This window comes from Halobaculum roseum (genome assembly GCF_019880245.1).
In the GTDB taxonomy this organism is placed as follows: Archaea; Halobacteriota; Halobacteria; order Halobacteriales; family Haloferacaceae; genus Halobaculum; species Halobaculum roseum.
Map to the genome: position 1 here is coordinate 612,845 of NZ_CP082286.1, position 20,781 is coordinate 633,625.

Here is a 20,781-nt window from a genome sequence, read left to right on the forward strand (position 1 = left end):
ACCGCGACTCCGGCGGAGGTAAACCGCAGCGTCCCCTGCCCCCGGATATGAACCCCGACGAGGTCCGCGACGACTGGGCCGAGCGCGAGGGAGAGTTCTCCCCGCGCTACTACGCCGAAAAGGGCCCCGACGACACGAGCGACGCCCTCCGCTCGGCGATCGACTTTTACGTCGGCGCCGACGCCCGGGTGCTCGAACTCGGCTGCGGCTCCGGTCGACACCTCGAACACCTCCGCCGCAACGGCTTCGGGGACCTCGCCGGCGTCGACATCAACGACGAGTCGTTCGACGTGATGGCCGAGTACTTCCCCGACCTCGCGGAGACGGGCGAGTTCCACACGGGCGCCATCGAGGACCTGCTCCCCGAGTTTGAGGACGACGCCTTCGATGCGGTCTACTCGGTCGAGACGCTCCAGCACGTCCACCCCGAGGACACGTGGGTGTTCGAGGAGGTCGTCCGGGTCGCCTCCGACCTGCTCGTGACCGTGGAAAACGAGGGCAACGGAGCACAGCGCGGCCGCGAGGGCGCCGAGGTGAGCTACGTCAACGACGAGTTCCCGCTGTATCACCGCAACTGGAAGGACGTGTTCTCCCAGTTTGGCGGCGTGCAGGTCGTGAAGGAGCCGACGAAGCGGGATACGGTCCGGGCGTTCAAGCTAGCCTGACCGGAAACAGTCTCGCGTACATAGTGGGCGGCTCGCCACAGGGAGCTCGCCGCCGCTGCGCCGAGACGCTCGCTCTCTTACTGGGCGGCTCGGCACGGGGACCTCTCCGCCGTTTCGCCGAGGTCTCGCTCGCGGTGCTCGCTCGACCTCGTTTACTTCCCTTCGAACTCCGGCTCCTCGTCGGACATGAACGCCATCACGCCCTCCATGAGGTCGTCGGTGTTCATCAGCTGCCCGAACGCCTGTGCCTCGATCTCCAGCCCGGCGTCGGTGTCGTCGCGCCCGGCGAGCATCGCGCGCTTCGTGTAGCGCTGGGCGACGGGCGGCCCGCCGGCCAGATCCTGCGCCAGCTCCATCGCACGCGCCTCCAGCTCGTCGTTGGTGACGACCTCGTTGACGAAGCCGTAGTCGGCCATCTCCTCGGCGTCGTAGCGCTCGGCGGTGAAGATGATCTCCTTGGCGCGCCCCTCGCCGACGATGTGGCGCAGGCGCTGGGTGCCGCCCCACCCCGGCAGGAGGCCGAGGTTGTGCTCGGGTTGGCCCAGCTCCGAGCGCTCGGAGGCGACGCGCAGGTCCGCGCAGGTGGCGAACTCCATCCCGCCGCCGAGGCAGAAGCCGTCGATGCCGGCGACGACCGGGAGGTCCGAAGACTCGAACTTCCCGAACGTCGACTGCCCCTTCCGGGAGAGCTCGACCGCGTGCAGGGGGTCGCCGCCGCCGGCGGCCATGCTCTGCACGTCGGCGCCGGCGGAGAAGGCCCGCTCGCCCTCGCCGGTCACCAGCACCGCGCGCACGTCGTCGTCGGCCTCCAGCTCGTCGATTGCCACGCCGAGCTCGTCGAGCAGCTCGCCGGAGATGGTGTTCATCCGGTGGGGGCGGTCGAGGACGATGTGGCCGACGCGCCCCTCGCGCTCGATGCGGATCGTCTCGAAGTCGACCGCACCCTCGCCGTCGTCGTCGTCACTGCCGTAGAAGCCGTGACCCTCGTCCACGAGGTCCCGGAGGTAGTCGACCGCCTCGTACCGCTCGGCGCCCGTCTCCTCGTGGCGCTCGTCGAGCGTCTCGAGCAGTGCGTCGAGGCCGACCGAGTCGGCCATCTTCGCGGGCCCGTCGGGGAAGCCGGCGCCCAGCTTCACCGCCTGGTCGATGTCGCCGGCGTCGGCCACGTCGTTGCCGATCAGGCCGGCGACCTCGTTCGCCATGACCGCGAGCAGGGCGCGCTTGACGCCCTCGTCGGCCCCGTCGGAGGGCACCTCGGCACCGGGGCCGTCCTCGTAGTCGTAGAAGCCCGTCCCGGTCTTCTTGCCGAGGTTCTCGTCGTCGACCTTCTCGACGAGGAGCGGGCACGACTCGTAGGCGTCGCCGAGCACCTCGTGCATGTACTCCAGCACGTGGACGCCCACGTCGATGCCGACCTGGTCGGCCAGCTCGAAGCTCCCCATCGGGAGCCCCATGTCGTACTTCGTCGTGGAGTCGACTTCCTCGATCGTCGCCTCGCCCTCGTGGACGAGCCACGCCGCCTCGTTCATCAGCGGGACGAGCACGCGGTTGACGATGAAGCCGGGCGAGTCCTTGCGGACCCGGACGGGCGTCTTGCCCATCCGTTCGGCCACGTCCTCGACCAGGTCCATCGTCTCGGCCGACGTGTGGGCGCCGGAGATGACCTCGACGAGCTGCATGCGCACCGGCGGGTTGAAGAAGTGCATCCCGCAGAAGCGCTCCTCGCGCCCGGTCACCTCCGACAGCTCCGTGATGGAGAGGCTGGAGGTGTTCGACGCGAAGACGGCGCGGTCGGGGGCGTGCTCCTCGACCTCGGCGTACACGTCCTTCTTGATGTCCATCTTCTCGGGTACCGCCTCGATCACGAGGTCCGCGTCGGCGACGGCGTCCTCGACGGGGACGACGGGCGTCACCCGGTCGAGGGCGGCGTCGGCCTCCTCCTCGGAGATCTGGTCCTTCTCGGCGAGCTTGCCGAGCGACCACTCGATCTGGTCGTAGCCGTTCCGGACGAACTCCTCGTTGATGTCCCGCAGGTTCACTTCGTACCCGGCGAGCGCGGCGACCTCCGCGATACCGTGACCCATGTTTCCGGCGCCCAATACCGCGACCGTGTCTACGTCATCAACGTCCATGTGACTCGCCTCGAAGTCCCCCCGATTCAACGTTTCCCTCCGCCGCGACGGGAACACGACACCAGTTTTCCGGAGTTGCTCGCTCCGCCTCGAATCGCCTCTCGTCCCCGCGAAATCTTCCCCCGATCCCCGAAAGCCGTTTCTCGCCCGCGCCCCCACCACGGGGTATGCCAGTGGATGCGGACGCCGACGCGTTCGACGAGCTCGACCCGAGCGACCGCGAGGCGCTCTCGGCGCTGCGCGACGACGACCTGCTCGGTCCGGTGATCGACCGACACGGACCGCTCACGATCGAACCCGCCGCCGATCCCTTCGAGCGACTCGTCGTGTCGATCCTCCGTCAGCAGGTGTCGATGGCGTCCGCGAAGGCGACGCGCGAGCGCCTGTTCGACGCCGTCGATGTGACGCCCGCGGGCCTGCTCGCGGCCGAGGAGACGACGCTGAAGGACGCGGGGCTCTCCCGACAGAAGACGCGGTACGTGTGCAACGTCGCCGAGGCGTTCGCCGACAACGACTGGGACCACGAGGCGTTCGCCGCGATGAGCGACGACGAGGTCCGCCAGGAGTTGACCGCGATCACCGGCGTCGGCGAGTGGACCGCGAACATGCAGTTACTGTTCACCCTCGGTCGTCCGGACGTGTTCCCCGTCGGCGACCTCGGGATCCGGAAGGGGATGGAGGAGCTGTACGGCCGGGAGATGAGTCGCGCGGAGATGGTCGAGGAAGCCGAGCGGTGGGCGCCGTACCGCAGCTACGCGTCGCTGTACCTGTGGCGCGCGAAGGAGGACATCGCCGCCGGGGTAGACGAGGTCGTCGGCGACGAGTAGGGGACGGGACGGGGAGCGTCCGCACCGGCGTCCCGAACCGGCCGCGTCGCCACTCGGTGGCAGCTGAGATCGAGAGATCGAGAAGCGGCGAGCCGACTTACAGCTCGACCGCGCTCTTCTGTCCGAGCGACGAGGGCACCGTGAAGCGGATGCTCGTCGTCGCGCCGGCCATCGTGTTGATCTTGATCGTGACCTCGTCGCCCTCGGTCAGCTCCTCCCCGGTGAACTCGCTCACGTCGAACACGAGGTTCAGGCGGTCGTCGGCGTCGTTGAGGACGTTATCGGAGTTGTCGGAGTCCTTCACCGCGACGTAGGAGAACTCGTCGCCGGTGGGACCGCTACCGGCGGTGTAGTTCTGTGTGGTCGAAACGAGCTGGTAGGTCCCGCTGTTGTCGATCCACGACACCGTCGCGTTCTGGATGTCGATCTCGCCGGCGCCGGGCGCCTGCGTCACCGTCACGTTCACGAGGTCGATCTCGCCGGCGTTGGTCACGTTGCCGACGGTGGCGACCTCCTGCACGCGGTCGCTGACCTGCTTACTGCTCTGTTGACCCGTTTCCTGCGACTTGCTCTGGAGGAATCCCGCGGTGTTGATGAGGACGCCGGCGGCGATCGCTGCCACCAGCACCATCGCGATGAACACGATGAGCGTCCCGATCCCGACCTGCCCGCGCTCTTCCTCGTCCGTGATGAATTCGAACATTGTGTCTCGTTCCGACCCGTCCGCGACGGCGGATCGGGTATACCCGGATCGGCGCCGAGCGCGTTGATATACCTTCGCCGCCGAGTTTCAGCGTCGATAACGGGACGGGCAGCGTCGTCGCCACTGCGGTCGGGAAGCGTCGAATGAACGGAAAACGGGAATGAACGGAAAACCGGATGCCGAACGGGCGCGCCTCGCGGGCGGGATCGGTCGGTCCGGTCAGGAAGACGCGAACCGCGTGGACCGGGATTACTCGTCGTCGCCGTCGTCGTCGCCGTCGTCCTTCATCGTCTGGAGCTGCGAGACCAGGTCGTCGGTGGAGGCGCCCGCCTCGAAGCTCGCCTCGCCCTCGTGTTCGTTCTCGTGGGCGTCGACGGTCGAGCCGTCGCCCGCGTCGCCGCCGTCGTTCTGTTGACGCTCCTGCTCGGATTCGTCGTAGCTCCCGAAGCCCATACCCCACAGTGGTGAGCCGAGAGGGATAAGCGACCCGGCCTGTCGGGCGAGTGTGAGTCGCTGCCGCGTTACTCCTCGCGCCGTCCTACTCCTCGCTTCCCTCTTCCTCCTCCTCGTCGCTCTCGGGGTCACGACCCTCGTCGGCACGCCGCTGCACGTCGACGCGGTAATGCTGGAGGATGTCGCGTCCGAGAAGCACGGGATACTCCATGTGCGAGCGGTCCTCCACGCTGGCGGTGACCGTGTGTTGCTCGCCGCCGATGCCGACGACGAGGTCGACGACCGGTCGAGCCTTCCCCGACTTCACGGAGCCGGACTTGATCCGGGTCATGCTCTTGATCGGGCCGGCGCCGATCTCGGCGGCGAGCTTCGTGTCGATCGACGAGCGCGTCGCGCCGGTGTCGGACTTGGCGAACGCCTGGGTCGACCCCCGCGTACCGGCCACGTGGACCTCCTCGATGTAGCCGATGAGCGTGGTCTGGCCGTCGTTGATCCGGCGCTGAGGCGGCATGCACGCCGGCGTCGAATCGTCGAGCACCGCCGACAGCTCGGCGACGCTGTCGTCGTCGACGGCGCCGCCGCCGCGCTCGATCGCCAGCCGAGCGATGTGGGGAGCCGGCGAGCGGCCGCTCGCCTTGAACAGCCCCTTGAACCCGGCGGTGGGGTTGACCTCCAGTACGTACCACCCGTCGTACCCCTGCACGAGGTCGACGCCGGCGTAGTCGAGGCCGATCGTCTCGGTCGCGTCGAGCGCCATCTCCCGCACCTCCTCGTCGAGGGTCCCGGTCGCGTCCTCCACGTCGCCGCCGAGCGCGACGTTGGTGCGCCAGTCGCCCTCCGGCGCGTAGCGGTTCATCGCGGCGACGACCTCGCCGCCGACGACGTACACGCGGGTGTCGTGGTGGCGCTCGTCGTCGCGGTCGATGAGGTCCTGGAGGAACGCCTGTCTGTTCCCGACCATCGGGTTGACCGGCTCGTCGAGGGGGATCTTCCAGGTACCGCCGCCGTGGGTACCGATCGCGGTCTTGTACACGCCCTCCTCGCCGAAGCGGGCGCGGCCCTCGTTGAGGCGGTCGTTCGACAGCGCCAGCAGCGCGTCCGGCACGCGGATGCCGGCCTCCGCCAGCGCGACGGCGGAGGCGAACTTGTGCATCGCCGTGAGCACCGCGGACGGATCGTTGAGGACCGGTCGCGCGCGGCCGAACGTGTGGGCGAGCCCGAGCCCCTCGGCCGGCTGTTCGATGTTCGACAACAGCATCCGGTTGGCGATCACGTCGACCTCCGGCTCGATGGTTACTTCGCCGTCCTCGATGCTGACGGCCGCGTTCTCGCGACGGAGCCACACGGGCTCGTGACCGAGCGCCTCGATCGCGTTGCAGATAGCCTTCGTCTCCTTGCTCGTGTGCAGCGAAAGTACGCCGACGCGTACCGGATCTCCACTCATACAAACTGACTCGTCGGCGGCGTCAAATGTGTCCCGGTCGACCGAACGGCGTGCGAACCGGGATCACGCGCCGCCGGTCGACCCGTCGCCGTGCGGTCCGTCAGCCTGGTGGTCTGTCCGCCGGTCGGGCCGTCAACCGACCGGCCGACGCGGTAGTTTATCACGCTCGGTCGCACACCGGCGATCATGACCGACGCCGACGCCTTCACGTACAACGGGGGCCGGGTGGACCCGGGGGAGCGACAGAACATCCGGTTCGTGGTGTCGGAGACGTACCTCGGCGACCCGGTCCGGATCCCGGTGACGATCATCAACGGCGAGCGACCGGGCCCGACGGCGTTCCTCTCGGCGGCCGCTCACGGCGACGAGCTCAACGGCATCGAGGTCGTCAGGGAGGTCGCCCACGAGTGGGACCTCTCGGAGCTGTGCGGGACGATCATCTGTCTGCCCGTGTTGAACGTCCCCGGGTTCCTCGCCCAACAGCGCTACCTCCCGGTGTACGACCGGGACCTGAACCGCTCGTTCCCCGGGTCGGCCGACTCGACGAGCGCCAAGCGGATGGCCGCGCGCATCTACACGAACTTCATCGAGCCGTGCGACTTCGGCCTCGACTTCCACACGTCGACGCGAGGGCGGACGAACATGATCCACGTCCGCGCCGACATGGGCGACCCCGACGCCGCCCGCCTCGCCCGTGCGTACGGGACGAACGTCATCATCGACAGCGAGGGCGCCTCGGGGATGCTCCGGACGGAGGCGGTGACCGACGACATCGCGGCGATCACCGTCGAGATGGGCGAGGCACACCGCTTCCAGCGGGCGCTCATCGACGAGGCGCTCTCCGGGGTTCGGTCGACGTTCGCCGAGTACGGCATGCTCGAGGCCGAGCAGGTCCGCTGGCCCGGCTGGCGGACCGTGATCACCGAGGAGCGCGAGAAGACGTGGCTCAGAGCCGACGCCGGCGGGATGGTCGACATGCACTTCGAGCGGGGGTCGCTGGTCCACGAGGGGGACACCGTCTGCACCATCACGAACCCGTTCAAGAACGACAACGCCCCCGTCGAGGCCCCCTTCACCGGACTCCTCGTCGGGATCCTCGAGAACCCGGTCGTGTACCCCGGGAACCCGCTGTGTCACCTCGTCGAACTCGACGAGCGGACCCGGCGGGTGGTCGAACTCGACCAGAGCCCGTCCGGGACGGTGGGGTAGCCGGCCGACCCGTTCACTCGACGACGCGCAGGTCGGGAGCGACGACGACACCGCTCCCTCCCTCCGGCGGCTCGAAGACGACGGTCCCGTCCTCCCGCGGGGACGCCGACCACGTGATGAACTCGCCGAACCGCCGCCAGGCGGCCTCGCCGGCGGCGGTCGGTTCGGCGGGTTCGCCCCGCCGCTCGGGACGGGCGTCGATCCCGTCGGCCCCGGGGTTCCCGAACAGCGGATGGGTCACGCGCCCCCTGCCGCACGTCTCGCAGACGACCTCCGCGAGGACGGGATACGCGGCGTGACAGTCGGGACAGATCCCGTCGCGGTCGTGGTCGAGACACTGCCTGAGCCGGCCGTCGACGACGCCCCCACACTCCAGACAGATCCCGTCGACCATGGGCCGCAGCCGGCGTTCGAACACTCGGTGTGCCCGCCGGAACAGCGGGGTCGGATCAAGCTGTTCGACGGCCGTCGGCGGAAGGACGATCCCCGTGAGCGTCCCCGAGGGGCACTCGTCGGCGCCGAAGAGTCCCTCGCAGGCCGAACAGCAGGTGAACAGGTGATGGTCGGCGTAGATCACGTGTACGTCGCCGCCGCAGCGGGGACACCGCGCGTCGACCGGCTCGGCCTCGAGGTCGGCGTCGCCGTCGACGATGCCGCGTTCCAAGAGTCGAACCGTCTCCCGGCCGGGTTCGAGCAACCGGTAGCCGCCCGGCGTCTTCTCGACGAACCGCCCGACGAGCTTTCCGAGGTGGTAGCCGAACTTCCCGCTGTCGCGCTCCCCGACGGCGCGGCGCAGGTCGCTGTAGGCCATGGGGTCGGTCCGGGGACCCGCACGCTCCTCGTGTTCGGCGAGCACGCGGAGGATCGACAGCCGGAGGTCGTCGCCGAGAAAGGAGAACGCGTCGACCGCGCGTTCCGTCGACCGATCGGTCACTACCGCCAGTGCGGTGCACGGCGGCATAACGTTCACGCAGTCGGACACCTTCGCCGAGCCCTCGGCGATCCGGCGGTAGAGGTCGTTCTCGGTGTCTCGTTCGGCCGGTCGAGGGCCCGACCCCGCGGCGATCGGCCCCGCGGGCGTGCGAGTGCGTCACGTAACTACTATACCCCCATAGGACGGAGCCACGGACGTATGAGCCAGTCGTATGACAGGGGCCTCGTCGAGGACTTCGGTCGGTGGCGGGAGTTCTCGGCGGGGATGTGGGCCTGGGTGTTCCACAAGTTCACGGGCTGGGTGCTCGTGGGCTACCTGTTCACCCATATCGCCGTGCTGAGTACCGCCATCTCCGCGGCCGGGCAGACGCAGCGGATCGCAGCCGAGAACGACGTGTACACGATGGTCATCCAGAACCTCGAGAGCCTGCTGGTCGTCCGCATCCTCGAGGTCGGGCTGCTCGCGGTGGCCGTCTTCCACATCCTGAACGGCTGCCGGCTGCTGCTGGTCGACCTGGGGATCGGGCTGGAAAGCCAGGACAAGAGCTTCTACGCGTCGCTGGTGCTGACGGGCGCCATCGTCGTGGCGTCGGTGCCGACGTTCCTCTCGGGGGTGTTCGGCTGATGGCCGAGCGCTACTCCTCGTTCGAGAAGGGCGGGCGCCGGTGGCTGTGGCAGCGCATCACCGCCGCGTTCCTCGTGGTGGTGCTCGCGTTCCACTTCTTCCTGCTCCACTTCGTCAACCACGCGGACGAGGTGACGTTCCTCGCCTCGAGCGCCCGGATGACGGACCTCACCTACTACTCGCTGATGGTGCTGTTCCTCGTCACCGCGACGTTCCACGGCGTCAACGGCGTCTACAACGCGCTGGAGAACCAGGGGCTGACCGGCACGAAGAAACAGGTCGTCAAGTACACGCTGATCGCGGCGAGCCTGGTGCTCGTCGTGCAGGGGATCCGCACCGCGAACGCCTGGGCGGGGCTCCCCACCTTCTGACAATGAGCACACAAGTTCCAGAGACGGAGACGGAAACGGAGACCGAGGCGGAGACCGAGGTCGAGCACGACGAGCCGCTGGCGCCCGCACAGGAGGAGCGGATGCGCAAGAAGGCGGAGGCCCGCGCCGACCGCGAGGAGCGCGCCCGACGGGAGGCCGCCGAGCGCGCCGAAGGCGACGACGACACGTACCACCTGAAGGTGTTCCGATTCGACCCCGAGGTCGAGGGGAAGCAGGAACCCCGCTTCGACGACTTCCACGTCCCCTACGAGAAGGGGATGACCGTCCTCGACGCGCTCATCTACGCTCGGGACACGTTCGACTCCTCGCTCACGTTCCGCCACTCCTGCCGGCAGGCGATCTGCGGGTCGGACGCGCTGTTCGTCAACGGCCGCCAGCGCCTCGGCTGCAAGACGCAGCTGTCGGACCTGGACCAGCCGGTTCGCGTCGAACCGCTCCCGCACGCGGAGGTCGAGAAGGACCTGGTCGTCGACATGGACCACTTCTACGACCAGATGGAGGCGGTCGAGCCGTACTTCGACGCCGACGAACTCCCCGACGGCGAGCTGGAGGAGCAGCGCCAGACGCGGGAGAACCGCGAGAAGGTGAAGATGTCCACGCGCTGTATCTGGTGTGGTGCGTGCATGTCCTCGTGCAACATCGCCGCGGGCACCAACGAGTACCTCGGCCCCGCCGCGATCAACAAGGCGTACCGCTTCGCCATGGACGAGCGCGAGGGGGAGGACCGCAAGCAGCACCGGCTCAACATCCTCGAGCAGGAGAACGGCGTCTGGCGGTGTCAGACCCAGTTCTCGTGCACCGAGGTGTGCCCGAAGGACATCCCGCTGACCGAGCACATCCAGGAGCTCAAGCGGGAGGCCGTCAAGAGCAACCTGAAGTTCTGGTAGGCTCGGGCGGCTCAACGGCCGGTATCGACACGCGATTGAAGTAGACGGAACCCGAAGCGCGGGTACCAACGACCCGGATGTCGGCGCCCGCGCGGCGAACAGCGACCGAACGCGGACACACGGAAACACACAACACACGACACATGTACGAACACGACGTCATCGTGGTCGGCGCCGGCGGCGCGGGACTCCGCGCTGCCATCGCCGCCCAGGAGGAAGGCGCGGACGTGGCCATCGTCTCGAAGCTCCACCCGGTTCGCAGTCACACCGGGGCCGCGGAGGGCGGCATCAACGCGGCCCTGCGCGAGGGGGACTCGTGGGAGGACCACGCCTACGACACGATGAAGGGGTCGGACTACCTCGGCGACGCCCCCGCCATCGAGACGCTCTGCAAGGACTCCCCGAAGGAGGTCATCCAACTGGAACACTGGGGGATGGCGTTCTCCCGCGAGGAGGACGGCCGCGTCTCCCAGCGGCCGTTTGGCGGGCTCTCGTTCCCGCGGACGACGTACGCGGGCGCCGAGACCGGGCACCAGCTGCTCCACACGATGTACGAGCAGCTCGTCAAGCGCGGCATCACCGTCTACGACGAGTGGTACGTCTCGGATCTCGCCGTCACCGACGAGGAGCGTCCCGAGGACCGCACCTGTCACGGCGTCGTCGCCTACGACATCCAGAGCGGCGAGCTGTCGGGCTTTCGCGCCACCGATGGCGTCATCCTCGCGACCGGCGGCCCCGGCCAGGTGTTCGATCACACCACCAACGCCGTCTCCAACACCGGCGACGGCGTGGCGATGGCCTACCGCGCGGGGGTCCCCATCGAGGACATGGAGTTCATCCAGTTCCACCCGACGAGCCTGCCCAGCACGGGCGTGCTCATCTCCGAGGGCGTCCGCGGCGAGGGCGGCATCCTCTACAACTCGGAGGGCGAGCGGTTCATGTTCGAGTACGGCTACGCGAGCAACGACGGGGAGCTGGCGTCCCGCGACGTCGTCGCCCGCGCGGAGCTGAGCGAGGTCGGCGAGGGTCGCGGCATCGACGACGAGTACGTTCACCTCGACATGCGCCACCTCGGCGAGGAGCGGATCCTCGACCGGCTTGAGAACATCCTCCACCTCGCGAAGGACTTCGAGGGCGTCGACGGGCTGGAGGAGCCGATGCCCGTCAAGCCCGGCCAGCACTACGCGATGGGCGGCATCGAGACCGACGAGAACGGCGAGACGTGCGTCGGCGGGCTGTACGCCGCGGGCGAGTGCGCCTGCGCCTCGGTCCACGGCTCGAACCGCCTCGGCGGCAACGCGCTGCCCGAGCTCATCGTCTTCGGCAAGCGCGCGGGCGCCCACGCCGCGGGCAAGGACCTCGGCACCGCCGAGATCGAGACGGGCCAGCGCGGCGAGTACGAGCTCGGCGAGGTCGACACGCCCGTCCAGCCCGGCGAGGTCGAGCCCGCGGGCGGCGAGGGCGACGCGGTCGCCGACGGGGGCGTCGCCGCCGAGACCGGCTCCGGCGACGGCCACGACATCGTCGAGCGCGCGGTCACCCGCGAGCGCGAGCGCGTGCAGTCGCTCATGGAGAAGGACGACGGCGTCCAACACGCCGAGATCCGTTCGGACGTCCAGGAGTCGATGACGGAGCACGTGAACGTTTTCCGAGAGGAGGAGGGTCTAAAGCGGGCGCTCGAGGACATCGCGGAGGCGCGCGAGCGGTACCGCGACGTGTTCGTGAAGGACCCCTCGCGCACGTTCAACACCGACCTCATCCAGACGCTGGAGACGCGCAACATCCTCGACCTGGCGGAGGCGATCACCCTCGGCGCGCTCGCGCGCGACGAGTTCCGCGGCGCCCACTGGCGCAAGGAGCACCAGGAGCGCAGGGACGAGGAGTGGCTCAAGCACACGATGCTGTCGTGGAACGACGGCACGCCGGAACTGTGGTACAGGCCGGTCATCCTCGAGGGCGAGGACAAGGAGTACGAGCCGAAGATCCGCTCGTACTGACCGACCCCGGTTCACGACGTCCGCGCCTTCTCACGTCGTCGCTCGCCGTCAACAGTCGAAACTCCCGGCCCGATCCGGGGAGTGGGAGATTTACTCGAAACCGCGTGATTCCTTGAGCCCCGCCGAAACCGGCGTGAACGGCCGCCAGAAACGATTTCGACGTTCGTCGTACCGTAGTTTTACGTGTGTCGAAGCGTTGGGTGCGTTCAAGATGGCTACGACGCACGCGGACGCGGTCGAGAAGCAGTCGAACGCCGAGACGCCGATGACGCGGCTTCCGGACGGAGTCTCCTCGCCCCGGGCGAAGCTGGTGTATCTGTACCTGGCGACCCACGGCGCCGTCTGTGAGGACGACCTCTGTGACGGGCTCTCGATGAAACGGATCTCGCTGTACTCCATTCTGAAGACGCTGCGCGAGGCGGGCCACGTCGAGAAGGCCGACGGTCGCTACGCGCTGGCGTAGGCGATTCCCGAGTTTTTACGCCCGTACCGAGTCCTCCAGCGGCCGCGTCGCGGATGTTAGCGGCGTGGCGTCCCCCGACGCCTCACGGTCCCGGCGAGAAGTCCGGCGCGTGCGCGACCTCCCACAGGTGCCCGTCCGGGTCGGCGAAGTAGCCGGAGTAGCCGCCCCACTCGGCGTGTGTCGCGGACTTCACGACCGTCGCGCCGGCACGTTCGGCCTCCGCGAGCACCTCGTCGACGCGCGCCTCGCCGTCGACGTTGTGCGCGAGCGTGACGCCGGCGAACCCCGAGCCCTCCGGGTCGACCCCCACGTCGGCCGCGAGCGCCTCGCGCGGGTACAGCGCCAGCCACGTTCCCGACAGTTCGAAGAACGCGATCTCGCCCTCGTCGTCGTGTTTCGGGAGCCCGAGGCCGTCCTCGTAGAACTCGACCGATACCGCGAGGTCGTCGACGCCGAGCGTGACGATACTGATCGATGGGTCCATCCGGAAACGGACGCGTCCGGGGACGCTGAACCTGTCGGCGTCGCCGGCGACGGGCGCGGCGCCGTGCCGGCCCCGGCGCGGGTTCCGTGCCCCTCAGCCGCCGAGGAAGTCCTTGCGGACCTGCTCGTCGTTCAACAGCGCCTCGCCGGAGTCGACGTAGGCGTTCTCGCCGTTGACGAGCACGTAGCCGCGGTCACAGCGGCGCAGCGCCTGCTTGGCGTTCTGCTCGACCATGAGGACCGCGGTGCCGTCGTCGTTGATGCGGTCGATGCGGTCGAACATCTCCTGCACCAGATCGGGCGCGAGCCCGGCGCTGGGCTCGTCGAGCAACAGGAGGTCGGGATCGAGCATGAGCGCGCGGCCCATCGCGAGCATCTGTCGCTGGCCGCCCGACATCGTGCCCGCGCGCTGGTCCGAGCGCTCCCGGAGGATCGGGAAGCGGTCGTAGATGACCTCGATCTGCTCCTCGGGCACCTCGTCGAGGATGTACGCGCCCATCTCGAGGTTCTCGCGCACGGTGAGGCTCTCGAAGATGTTGTCGTTCTGCGGGACGTAGCCGATCCCCTCGTGGATGATCTCGTCGGGCTGGAGGCCGTGGATCGGCTCGTCGGCGAACTCGATGGTGCCGCCCATGTAGCTGGTCAGCCCGAACACGGACTTCATCACCGTCGACTTGCCGGCGCCGTTCGGGCCGACGATCGTGACGTACTCGCCGTCGCCCACGTCCAGGTCCACGTCGGTGAGGATCTGGAGGTCGCCGTAGCCGGCGTCGAGGTCCCGGACCCGGAGCAGGCTATCGTCCGGGAGCGTCGCCTCGTCCGCGCGGGTAGCGCCCGTCGACCCGTCGGCGTCGGCCGGGCCCTCGGTCGCATCGGTATCCGCCGGCGGTTCTTCGGTCGCCGTCGCGTCCTCCCGGGTCGCTTCGCTGTCTCGCGGGTCGCTTTGCTCCCCGCTCGACTTCTCGGGGCGCTCGCTGCGCTCGCGCCCCGCACTGCTCCCCGTTCGGTTCGAGGACTCCCTTCGGTCGTCCTCGCGGGTCTGGGGCTCGCTGCGCTCGTTCTCGCCACTCATACGTCGCCTCCGAGATACGCCTCGACGACGCGTTCGTCGTTCGTGATCTGTTCGGGGGTGCCCTCCGCGAGCACCGACCCCTGGTGCATGACGATGACGTGTTCGCAGTTGTTCATGATGACGTCCATGTCGTGTTCCACGAAGAGGAACGTGTTCCCCCTGTCGCGCAGCTCGTGGATGCGGTCGAGCAGCTTCTCCTCGAGCGTCGGGTTGACCCCCGCCAGCGGCTCGTCGAGCAGCACCATCTCGGGGTCGGTCATCAGCGCGCGCGCCATCTCCAGCAGCTTGCGCTGACCGCCCGACAGCGTCCCCGCGTACTCCTGGGCGAGGTGGTCGATCTCGAAGAACTCCAGCTGCTGCCACGCTCGTTCGAGGAGCTCCTCCTCCTGTTCGACGACCCGGCCGCGCAGCCCGGGGACGACCGCGTTGGTGAGCCGCTCGCCGACCTGCCCTTTCGGCGCCAGCATCATGTTCTCCAGTACGGTCATCTCCGGCAGCTCGCGGGCGATCTGGAACGTCCGCACGAGCCCCTGTTGGGCGATCGCGTGGGGCGCCATTCCGGTGATGTCGTCCCCGCGGAACGTCACCCGGCCCGCGGTGGGGGTGTGCACGCCGGTGATACAGTTGAACGTCGTCGACTTGCCCGCGCCGTTCGGCCCGATGAGCCCGGTGAGCGACCCTTCGGCGACCGAGAAGCTCGCGTCGTCGACGGCGGTGATCCCGCCGAACGTCTTGCGGAGGTTCTCGACGACCAGCGGGTGGTCGTCGGCGTCGCGCGCACCCTGTGCGGTCGCCTGCGACGGGTCCGAGTCGGCCGAGTCGGCGGCGTCGCCGTCGGTCGCGTCGGCGTCCGGCCGTCCGGACGCGTCCTCCGCGCTCATTGTGCACCTCCGTCGTCGGCGGCGTCGTGGCCGCCGTCGGGACGGGTCAGCGGGATCGCCGCGGCCTCCTCCTTGCGGTGGCCGAGCAGCCCCTCGGGACGCCGCTGCATCAGCACCACGAGGATGACGCCGACGAGGATGAACCGCAGCGCCGAGACGTTGCCGAGCATGAACGCGAGGAACGGAAGCACCTCGCCCTCGATGAACGGCCCGACCGCCGCCGGGAACGTGCTCGGCGTGTCCCCGAAGTCGACGTAGTTGGTGACGACACGCCGGACGTACACCGGGCCCTCCCAGAGGGCACCCGCGAACAGCGCGCCCCCGAGGACGCTCCCGGTGTTGGAGCCGGCGCCGCCGATGATCAGCGCGACCCAGATGTAGAACGTGATGATCGGCCGGAATGCGCCGGGGTTTGTGAACCCCTGACTCCCCTGCCAGAGGATGCCGCCCAGCCCCATCAGCCCGCAGCCGAACATGAACGCGACGATCTTGAAGCGGTTCGTGTCCTTCCCGAGCGACTTGGCGACCATCTCGTCCTCGCGGATCGCCTTCAGCACGCGGCCGAACGGGGAGTTCCCCGTGCGGACCAGCAGGACGTAGAACAGCGCGACGAACCCCGCGAGCACGACGACGTACGCCCAGTTGCTGATAACCGACGGCTGGACGGCGAGATCGAGCGTGAACGCCGGCAGCGGGACGACCCCGAGCCACGACGATCCAGGCGGGATCAGCTCCACCCGGAGGTCACGGAACGACGGGAACAGGATCGCCCCCAGCAGCGCGGGCTCGGCGCCGGCGCCGAACCCGTCGTAAAACAGGAGCCTGACCGGGTTTCCGGGCATCGTGATGCCGGTCGCGCCGCCGGTGCCGGTCGTGACGCCGGCGATCGTGAACTCCTGGAGCGTCCGGGAGTTGAGCGTGAGCCGGATGATCTCCGAGAGCGCGACGGTGACGATGGCGAAGTAGTCCGCCCGCAGCCGGAGCGCCGGAAGCGCCGCGACCAGGCCGACGAGGGCGGCCGCGAGCACGCCGCCGAGGATACCGATCGGGAGGGGCAGCCCCAGCCCGGGGACCGACGTCGCACTCGCTTCCGTGGACGAGGAAAGGATCGCCATCACGTACACGCCGACGGCCATGAACCCCGCGATGCCGATGTTGAACACCCCCGCGTACCCCCAGTGGAGGTTGAGCGCGAGCACCAACATCGCGTACACCGCGGTGAAGAACAACACCGAACTGAGCGCGCCCATGAGCCCGTTGAACGGGAGCCCGAGCGCGACCGCGAACACGAAGAAGACGACGACGACGTGGCCGAGGATGATGAGCAGCTTGTCGGCGTCGGACTCCATCCATCGGTCCTCGAGCCACGCGACGTACGGCTCGCTCGGCGGCGCCGTGGCGACGTACAGCACCCCGACGGTGATCGAGAGATAGACGAACCAGATGAGGCTCCCGCCGATCGGGAGCGTCCCGAGGTCGAAGCCCGCCACGAGCGCGAACAGGACGCCCCCGACCAGCAGATGTCCGAGCGCGGTCGCCCACGCCGTGGCGCCCCCCTCGCTCCAGCGGTCGCGGAACCACTCCCGGTACGGCGTCCAGCCGGGGATCGTCCGGCTGTCGTCGTCGCCGGCGTCCGCGGTCCGGTCGCCCGTGTCGACCGACTCCGTCGGGGAACTCACGCCGTCGTCACCCCCGAGAAGATGCCGTCGGGCTTGAACAGCAGCACGAAGATCATGACGCCGAAGGCGGCGACTGTCGAGAACTCGCTGGGCAGCCACACGAGCGAGATGCTCTGTGCGATGCCGATCGTGACGCCGCCGAACATCGCGCCGTAGATGGAGCCGATGCCGCCGAGGATCACCGCCGCGAAGATCAACAGCAGGAGGACCCAGCCGAACTGGAAGTTCATCGCCCCGCGTTCGAGCGCGATGAGGAAGCCGCCGGCGCCCGCGAGCCCGGCGCCGATGATCCACGTGAAGCGGACGACCCGTTCGGTCGGGATGCCGGTGACGCGCGCGAGGTCCTCGTTGTCGGCCATCGCGCGCATCGCCTTCCCGAGCTTCGTCGTCTGCAACAGGAGGTGGACGCCGAGCATCAGCCCGGCCGCGATGAGCACGAGCGCGACCTCGTGTCCGCCGACCTCGAACCCGCCGCCGAGCGCGAGCTCGGGCACCGACTGCGCGTCGGTGAGCCCGCGGGTGCGCTGTCCGAAGACGATGTAGATCGTGTACCGCAGCGCCAGCGCGACGCCGATCGAGGCGATGAGCAGGGAGATCCCGCCCTCGTCGCGCATCGGCTTGTACACCAGCCGGTCGATGACGAGCGAGAGCACGACCGTGGCCGCCGCCGCGACGATCAGCCCGGCGACGATCGCCAGCGGCGTCGCGAACGCCGACACGCCCAAGTCCCTGGTCGAGACGGAGCCGATGAACAACAGCGTCGTCAGGTCAAACTGCCCGGCGCCGGCGAACGCCCACGTCACCGCCCAGCCGGCGAACGCGCCGGAGGTCACGTAGTCGCCGTGGCCGAAGTTCGCGAAGTTCAGAATGCTGTACGTCATCGAGAGCCCGACGCCCGCGAGCCCGATAGAGAGCCCGACAACGAGCCCGTCCCACAGGAACGAGGCGAGTTGGCCGGCCGTGAGGCCACCGGGGGCGGCGAGTTGACGGACGAGATCGAACGCCAGAAGCCCGATGATGCCGACCACGACGAGGACGAACGGCCGCGAGACGGCCAGGTCTCTGCCGCGTGAGTACGTTTCGCTAATGCCCATTGATATTCCTTCTCACGATTCGGAGGTAGCCCGACGCACTTAACCGTTCTCTCACCCGCAGCACAGCGTCGCCGAACCGACATGACGGGCGGGGGAGCACAAGGGCCAAGCCGGTCGCGACCGTTTCCTTCGATCGGATGCCCCTCGATCCGCCGGACGCCGATGCACCCGATCTGAACCGCCTCGACGGCGGAGAGGCCGGTTCAGCCGGCGACAGCGTCACGGTCGAATCCGGGACGATGGACGACGTCGACGCGGTGGCGGACCTGTGGGTCGCCCTCGCGGACGGCCAGCGTTCGTACGGAACACACCTCGCGGGCGCGGAGAACCGCCCGGACGCCGCCGACGCCGCCGCGCGCGCGGTCGTCACCGACGGGCTCGTCGTCGCCCGGGGGCCCGACTCGGGCGAGGCAGACCTCGACGACACAGAGACGGACGGAGCGGATTCGGACGGCACGGGCTCGCCGCGCTCGGAACCGGGTGCGATCGTCGGGTTCGTTACCTTCGGCGTCGAGTCCGGGCGCTACGATCTCGACGTGACGCGCGGGGTCGTCTACAACCTGTTCGTTCGCGAGCGCCACCGTGGCGCCGGCGTCGGGTCGCGGCTGCTCGCGACCGCGGAGTCCTCGCTCGCGGACGCCGGCGCCGACGTGATCTCGCTGGAGGTGATGGCCGACAACGCGGACGCGAAACGGTTCTACGACCGACACGGGTACGAGCCTCACCGGGTCGAGCTGGAGAAGTCCATCCCGGGGGACGGAAGCGATACCGATTAAACGGAGGACGCAGTACGACCCCAGTACGCGCCGGGGGAGCATGGGCGGTGCATGCACTCGACTTGTAATCGAGACTTCGCGGGTTCGAATCCCGCCCCCGGCTGTTCTGTCGGACCACGTGTGGCCGTCTGACGTTGCAACCGTTCCTACACCGAGAAAAAATATAACAACGCTTGGGTAATCGTTTGATATATGCCCGAGGTTACCAGACGCGGGCTGTTGCGAAAGGTGGGTGCCACCGGACTCGTCGGTGGGGGTGGGGTGGTAGGTTCCGTGAAAACTACCGAAGCCAGCTGGCCTGACGGTTCAATCAGTATCCGGGGATTCGATATCGAAGACAGCACCGTGTATCCTGACGAGGGCGATGGAACTCATCTCGTCGTCGAACTGGAGAACACCTACGATGAGGAGAAGGTAGCGTGGGTGATCCCATACCTGTTCTCGGAGGATATCGGAGAATATCATGACCGGATGTATCTGGAGCCCGGGGTTCTGGGAGGAAACGCGGTCACTCTCTCACCGAACGAACAGACTGAAGAGAGATTCCGCTGGGTCCCACCACTCGAATTAGACCCTGGTATCTACGGTATCGAGCTCAAGATCTGCGAAGATAACAGTGTGAGCTTCTGGGGCGGAACCTATGACCAGTGGACGATCCACGATGCGATCGCCGCTGGATTCGATGTTGACACCGGGTGCTACGGCGCAATCGAACAGTACCAGCAGAACATTCGGTCATCGGGTGGTCCGAATGCCCCGGGTGTGATGGGACTCATGAGTGCTGTATCACTGATCTACAGTCAACAAGAAGTCTGGGACGAATGTGGAAGCGACTAGAACCGGAATTCAGGGCCGATCGGATCCATGTGAACCTCCGTTTCCTCTGACCACGCTCCGGCGGCTTCGCGACTACTTCGGGTTAACGAGACGTGCGATGTGAGTCGTCAACCTGTGTACAACCGTGTGACGCGCGTCGCTGCCGAGACCGGCCTGCGCGGGAAGATTACGCCCAACCTGTTCGGGCACACCTCCGGGACGCTGATCGCGGCTCGCGGTGCAACAATGCCATCTATCCGTCATACGTTGGGACACGCCGATCTATCGAGCGCGAACGATTATCTACAGTACGCGGGGAGTCAACTCGATGCAGAAGCTGAGAAACTGTGGTGAGAGGGTTTTGATAGAGCTCGCTCGGATACTGGGAGCTTCCGCTCCAAAATAGCGTAGCTAAAAACAGATCCTGCTTATTCGACCCAGAGAAACATTAATACACGAACAACTGAAGGCTGTTCCATGGTGCACTTAGCGCCGATTTATTATATGTCCGAGGACAGCATACTACAACTTTATAAACGGAACTTCGAGGAACCGAACAGTATCGAGGTGGCCGAATCTGCGAAGATGGGTGGGAATGTCAGTATACGAGCTGGCCTGAGCAAGATCTTATCACTCGTCTCGGGTGTGAACGCCAAAGGTCAAGGAAGTGTTGAGGGATCTCGTTCGAAATCTCAGACGAAGGTCTTTGAGGACACAAAATGGGACCAGATGCTCTCGATGTTGGATGAAATATTCAATTCTGAAGAGATCCCAGATATCTCTGAGATCGAAGATACAACTGAACCGGTCTCGGAGAGTCTGATCTCTTTTTCAGTACCTGTAGAGGTCTCAACGGAACCGGACGAGGACATATCAATCTATCAGGCGCTAAAATGGAACGAAGGTCGAGATGGACAACCCGTCATGATCCGCGTGACTCACCAATCAGATGATCTATACATAACTGGTGTCACGTCTCCCGAGAACTGGATCTCGCGAAGCGGGATGGTAAATATATTCGAATCCGGGCTTCCGGAAGCCTCCGAGAACACGATGGATGAAGAATTATCTGGAGTATTACACCCGATACATATCCGTGAGCGCAATGGAACTACGATAATCACTGCTCAGTATCTCTTTCTAAGCCCCGGCTCCGTGCAAACTGAATGGCTGAGTAAGTAAGCCCCCCTCGCTCAGCACGAGTAGAACCACTCGCCATCGTCAGAAGGGCGGTTTACTCGGTATCGAAG

22 protein-coding genes and 1 tRNA gene are annotated in these 20,781 nt (G+C 67.2%); 13 read left to right on the forward strand and 10 right to left on the reverse strand.

Annotated features, from left to right (window positions below; translation table 11 throughout):
- The first annotated feature begins 47 nt into the window (after positions 1-47).
- On the forward strand, positions 48-665 hold the full coding sequence (locus tag K6T36_RS03130; RefSeq protein WP_222922561.1) for a class I SAM-dependent methyltransferase: 618 nt from the start codon (positions 48-50) through the stop codon (positions 663-665).
- Between the two features lie 152 nt (positions 666-817).
- Here the strand turns inward: K6T36_RS03130 and K6T36_RS03135 are convergent, their stop codons facing one another.
- On the reverse strand, positions 818-2,797 hold the full coding sequence (locus K6T36_RS03135; RefSeq protein ID WP_222922562.1) for a 3-hydroxyacyl-CoA dehydrogenase/enoyl-CoA hydratase family protein: 1,980 nt from the start codon (positions 2,795-2,797) through the stop codon (positions 818-820).
- A gap of 167 nt (positions 2,798-2,964) precedes the next feature.
- Between K6T36_RS03135 and K6T36_RS03140 the strand changes: the two genes are divergently transcribed.
- A complete protein-coding gene (locus tag K6T36_RS03140; RefSeq protein ID WP_222922563.1) occupies positions 2,965-3,624 on the forward strand; it encodes a DNA-3-methyladenine glycosylase family protein in 660 nt (219 codons plus the stop codon).
- A 97-nt stretch (positions 3,625-3,721) separates the two neighbouring features.
- Here the strand turns inward: K6T36_RS03140 and K6T36_RS03145 are convergent, their stop codons facing one another.
- The 3 genes from K6T36_RS03145 to K6T36_RS03155 all read right to left on the reverse strand — a co-directional run bounded on the left by K6T36_RS03145 (position 3,722) and on the right by K6T36_RS03155 (position 6,224).
- Positions 3,722-4,327, reverse strand: coding sequence for an archaellin/type IV pilin N-terminal domain-containing protein (locus K6T36_RS03145; protein WP_222922564.1), 606 nt, complete (start codon positions 4,325-4,327; stop codon positions 3,722-3,724).
- 249 nt (positions 4,328-4,576) lie between these two features.
- The gene (locus tag K6T36_RS03150) at positions 4,577-4,780 is read right to left on the reverse strand and encodes a DUF5786 family protein (protein WP_222922565.1); all 204 of its coding nucleotides are present in this window, start codon (positions 4,778-4,780) and stop codon (positions 4,577-4,579) included.
- A gap of 85 nt (positions 4,781-4,865) precedes the next feature.
- The gene (locus K6T36_RS03155) at positions 4,866-6,224 is read right to left on the reverse strand and encodes a RimK family alpha-L-glutamate ligase (protein WP_222922566.1); all 1,359 of its coding nucleotides are present in this window, start codon (positions 6,222-6,224) and stop codon (positions 4,866-4,868) included.
- Positions 6,225-6,410: 186 nt separating this feature from the next.
- Here K6T36_RS03155 and K6T36_RS03160 point away from each other — a divergent pair, with 186 nt between their 5' ends.
- A complete protein-coding gene (locus K6T36_RS03160; RefSeq protein WP_222922567.1) occupies positions 6,411-7,433 on the forward strand; it encodes a succinylglutamate desuccinylase/aspartoacylase family protein in 1,023 nt (340 codons plus the stop codon).
- A 13-nt stretch (positions 7,434-7,446) separates the two neighbouring features.
- Here the strand turns inward: K6T36_RS03160 and K6T36_RS03165 are convergent, their stop codons facing one another.
- The gene (locus K6T36_RS03165; protein ID WP_222922568.1) at positions 7,447-8,367 is read right to left on the reverse strand and encodes a DUF7351 domain-containing protein; all 921 of its coding nucleotides are present in this window, start codon (positions 8,365-8,367) and stop codon (positions 7,447-7,449) included.
- Between the two features lie 198 nt (positions 8,368-8,565).
- Here K6T36_RS03165 and sdhC point away from each other — a divergent pair, with 198 nt between their 5' ends.
- The 5 genes from sdhC (at position 8,566) to K6T36_RS03190 (ending at position 12,730) form a co-directional block, all read left to right on the forward strand.
- Positions 8,566-8,991: a succinate dehydrogenase, cytochrome b556 subunit gene (gene sdhC / locus K6T36_RS03170; protein ID WP_222608000.1), complete on the forward strand. Its 426-nt coding sequence runs from the start codon at positions 8,566-8,568 to the stop codon at positions 8,989-8,991.
- Positions 8,991-9,362, forward strand: a complete 372-nt coding sequence (locus K6T36_RS03175; protein ID WP_222922569.1) for a succinate dehydrogenase hydrophobic membrane anchor subunit — start codon at positions 8,991-8,993, stop codon at positions 9,360-9,362. Before sdhC ends, K6T36_RS03175 begins: the two co-directional genes overlap by 1 nt.
- Positions 9,363-9,364: 2 nt before the next feature.
- Positions 9,365-10,270, forward strand: a complete 906-nt coding sequence (locus K6T36_RS03180) for a succinate dehydrogenase/fumarate reductase iron-sulfur subunit (RefSeq protein ID WP_222608002.1) — start codon at positions 9,365-9,367, stop codon at positions 10,268-10,270.
- Positions 10,271-10,413: 143 nt separating this feature from the next.
- A complete protein-coding gene (locus K6T36_RS03185; protein WP_222922570.1) occupies positions 10,414-12,267 on the forward strand; it encodes an FAD-binding protein in 1,854 nt (617 codons plus the stop codon).
- Between the two features lie 211 nt (positions 12,268-12,478).
- Complete coding sequence (locus K6T36_RS03190) at positions 12,479-12,730, forward strand: MarR family transcriptional regulator (protein ID WP_390182313.1); 252 nt, start codon at positions 12,479-12,481, stop codon at positions 12,728-12,730.
- Between the two features lie 82 nt (positions 12,731-12,812).
- Here K6T36_RS03190 and K6T36_RS03195 read toward each other — a convergent pair whose 3' ends face one another.
- From K6T36_RS03195 to K6T36_RS03215, 5 genes are all read right to left on the reverse strand, one after another.
- Complete coding sequence (locus tag K6T36_RS03195; RefSeq protein ID WP_222922571.1) at positions 12,813-13,214, reverse strand: VOC family protein; 402 nt, start codon at positions 13,212-13,214, stop codon at positions 12,813-12,815.
- A 93-nt stretch (positions 13,215-13,307) separates the two neighbouring features.
- Complete coding sequence (locus K6T36_RS03200) at positions 13,308-14,285, reverse strand: ABC transporter ATP-binding protein (RefSeq protein WP_225935167.1); 978 nt, start codon at positions 14,283-14,285, stop codon at positions 13,308-13,310.
- Positions 14,282-15,166: an ABC transporter ATP-binding protein gene (locus K6T36_RS03205; RefSeq protein ID WP_222922572.1), complete on the reverse strand. Its 885-nt coding sequence runs from the start codon at positions 15,164-15,166 to the stop codon at positions 14,282-14,284. Before K6T36_RS03205 ends, K6T36_RS03200 begins: the two co-directional genes overlap by 4 nt.
- The gene (locus tag K6T36_RS03210; protein ID WP_225935168.1) at positions 15,163-16,845 is read right to left on the reverse strand and encodes a branched-chain amino acid ABC transporter permease; all 1,683 of its coding nucleotides are present in this window, start codon (positions 16,843-16,845) and stop codon (positions 15,163-15,165) included. Before K6T36_RS03210 ends, K6T36_RS03205 begins: the two co-directional genes overlap by 4 nt.
- On the reverse strand, positions 16,842-17,939 hold the full coding sequence (locus K6T36_RS03215; RefSeq protein WP_222922573.1) for a branched-chain amino acid ABC transporter permease: 1,098 nt from the start codon (positions 17,937-17,939) through the stop codon (positions 16,842-16,844). Before K6T36_RS03215 ends, K6T36_RS03210 begins: the two co-directional genes overlap by 4 nt.
- Positions 17,940-18,076: 137 nt before the next feature.
- On the opposite strand from K6T36_RS03215, the gene K6T36_RS03220 reads away from it, so the two are divergent.
- The 5 genes from K6T36_RS03220 to K6T36_RS03235 all read left to right on the forward strand — a co-directional run bounded on the left by K6T36_RS03220 (position 18,077) and on the right by K6T36_RS03235 (position 20,713).
- A complete protein-coding gene (locus tag K6T36_RS03220; RefSeq protein ID WP_321170476.1) occupies positions 18,077-18,715 on the forward strand; it encodes a GNAT family N-acetyltransferase in 639 nt (212 codons plus the stop codon).
- Positions 18,716-18,744: 29 nt separating this feature from the next.
- Positions 18,745-18,818: transfer RNA gene (locus tag K6T36_RS03225), tRNA-Thr, on the forward strand.
- 89 nt (positions 18,819-18,907) lie between these two features.
- Positions 18,908-19,552 carry a hypothetical protein gene (locus K6T36_RS03230; RefSeq protein WP_222922574.1) on the forward strand — a complete coding sequence of 215 codons (645 nt, stop codon included), beginning with the start codon at positions 18,908-18,910 and terminating at the stop codon, positions 19,550-19,552.
- A gap of 99 nt (positions 19,553-19,651) precedes the next feature.
- A complete protein-coding gene (locus K6T36_RS19145; RefSeq protein WP_390182312.1) occupies positions 19,652-19,885 on the forward strand; it encodes a tyrosine-type recombinase/integrase in 234 nt (77 codons plus the stop codon).
- A gap of 150 nt (positions 19,886-20,035) precedes the next feature.
- A complete protein-coding gene (locus tag K6T36_RS03235; protein ID WP_222922575.1) occupies positions 20,036-20,713 on the forward strand; it encodes a hypothetical protein in 678 nt (225 codons plus the stop codon).
- Positions 20,714-20,781 lie beyond the last annotated feature (68 nt).

Coding starts and splice junctions, on each gene's coding strand:
- K6T36_RS03130 (WP_222922561.1), top strand. CDS start 48: ATGAACCCCGACGAGGTCCGCGACGACTGGGCCGAGCGCGAGGGAGAG.
- K6T36_RS03135 (WP_222922562.1), bottom strand. CDS start 2,797: ATGGACGTTGATGACGTAGACACGGTCGCGGTATTGGGCGCCGGAAAC.
- K6T36_RS03140 (WP_222922563.1), top strand. CDS start 2,965: ATGCCAGTGGATGCGGACGCCGACGCGTTCGACGAGCTCGACCCGAGC.
- K6T36_RS03145 (WP_222922564.1), bottom strand. CDS start 4,327: ATGTTCGAATTCATCACGGACGAGGAAGAGCGCGGGCAGGTCGGGATC.
- K6T36_RS03150 (WP_222922565.1), bottom strand. CDS start 4,780: ATGGGCTTCGGGAGCTACGACGAATCCGAGCAGGAGCGTCAACAGAAC.
- K6T36_RS03155 (WP_222922566.1), bottom strand. CDS start 6,224: ATGAGTGGAGATCCGGTACGCGTCGGCGTACTTTCGCTGCACACGAGC.
- K6T36_RS03160 (WP_222922567.1), top strand. CDS start 6,411: ATGACCGACGCCGACGCCTTCACGTACAACGGGGGCCGGGTGGACCCG.
- sdhC (WP_222608000.1), top strand. CDS start 8,566: ATGAGCCAGTCGTATGACAGGGGCCTCGTCGAGGACTTCGGTCGGTGG.
- K6T36_RS03175 (WP_222922569.1), top strand. CDS start 8,991: ATGGCCGAGCGCTACTCCTCGTTCGAGAAGGGCGGGCGCCGGTGGCTG.
- K6T36_RS03180 (WP_222608002.1), top strand. CDS start 9,365: ATGAGCACACAAGTTCCAGAGACGGAGACGGAAACGGAGACCGAGGCG.
- K6T36_RS03185 (WP_222922570.1), top strand. CDS start 10,414: ATGTACGAACACGACGTCATCGTGGTCGGCGCCGGCGGCGCGGGACTC.
- K6T36_RS03190 (WP_390182313.1), top strand. CDS start 12,479: ATGGCTACGACGCACGCGGACGCGGTCGAGAAGCAGTCGAACGCCGAG.
- K6T36_RS03195 (WP_222922571.1), bottom strand. CDS start 13,214: ATGGACCCATCGATCAGTATCGTCACGCTCGGCGTCGACGACCTCGCG.
- K6T36_RS03200 (WP_225935167.1), bottom strand. CDS start 14,285: ATGAGTGGCGAGAACGAGCGCAGCGAGCCCCAGACCCGCGAGGACGAC.
- K6T36_RS03205 (WP_222922572.1), bottom strand. CDS start 15,166: ATGAGCGCGGAGGACGCGTCCGGACGGCCGGACGCCGACGCGACCGAC.
- K6T36_RS03215 (WP_222922573.1), bottom strand. CDS start 17,939: ATGGGCATTAGCGAAACGTACTCACGCGGCAGAGACCTGGCCGTCTCG.
- K6T36_RS03220 (WP_321170476.1), top strand. CDS start 18,077: ATGCCCCTCGATCCGCCGGACGCCGATGCACCCGATCTGAACCGCCTC.
- K6T36_RS03230 (WP_222922574.1), top strand. CDS start 18,908: ATGCCCGAGGTTACCAGACGCGGGCTGTTGCGAAAGGTGGGTGCCACC.
- K6T36_RS03235 (WP_222922575.1), top strand. CDS start 20,036: ATGTCCGAGGACAGCATACTACAACTTTATAAACGGAACTTCGAGGAA.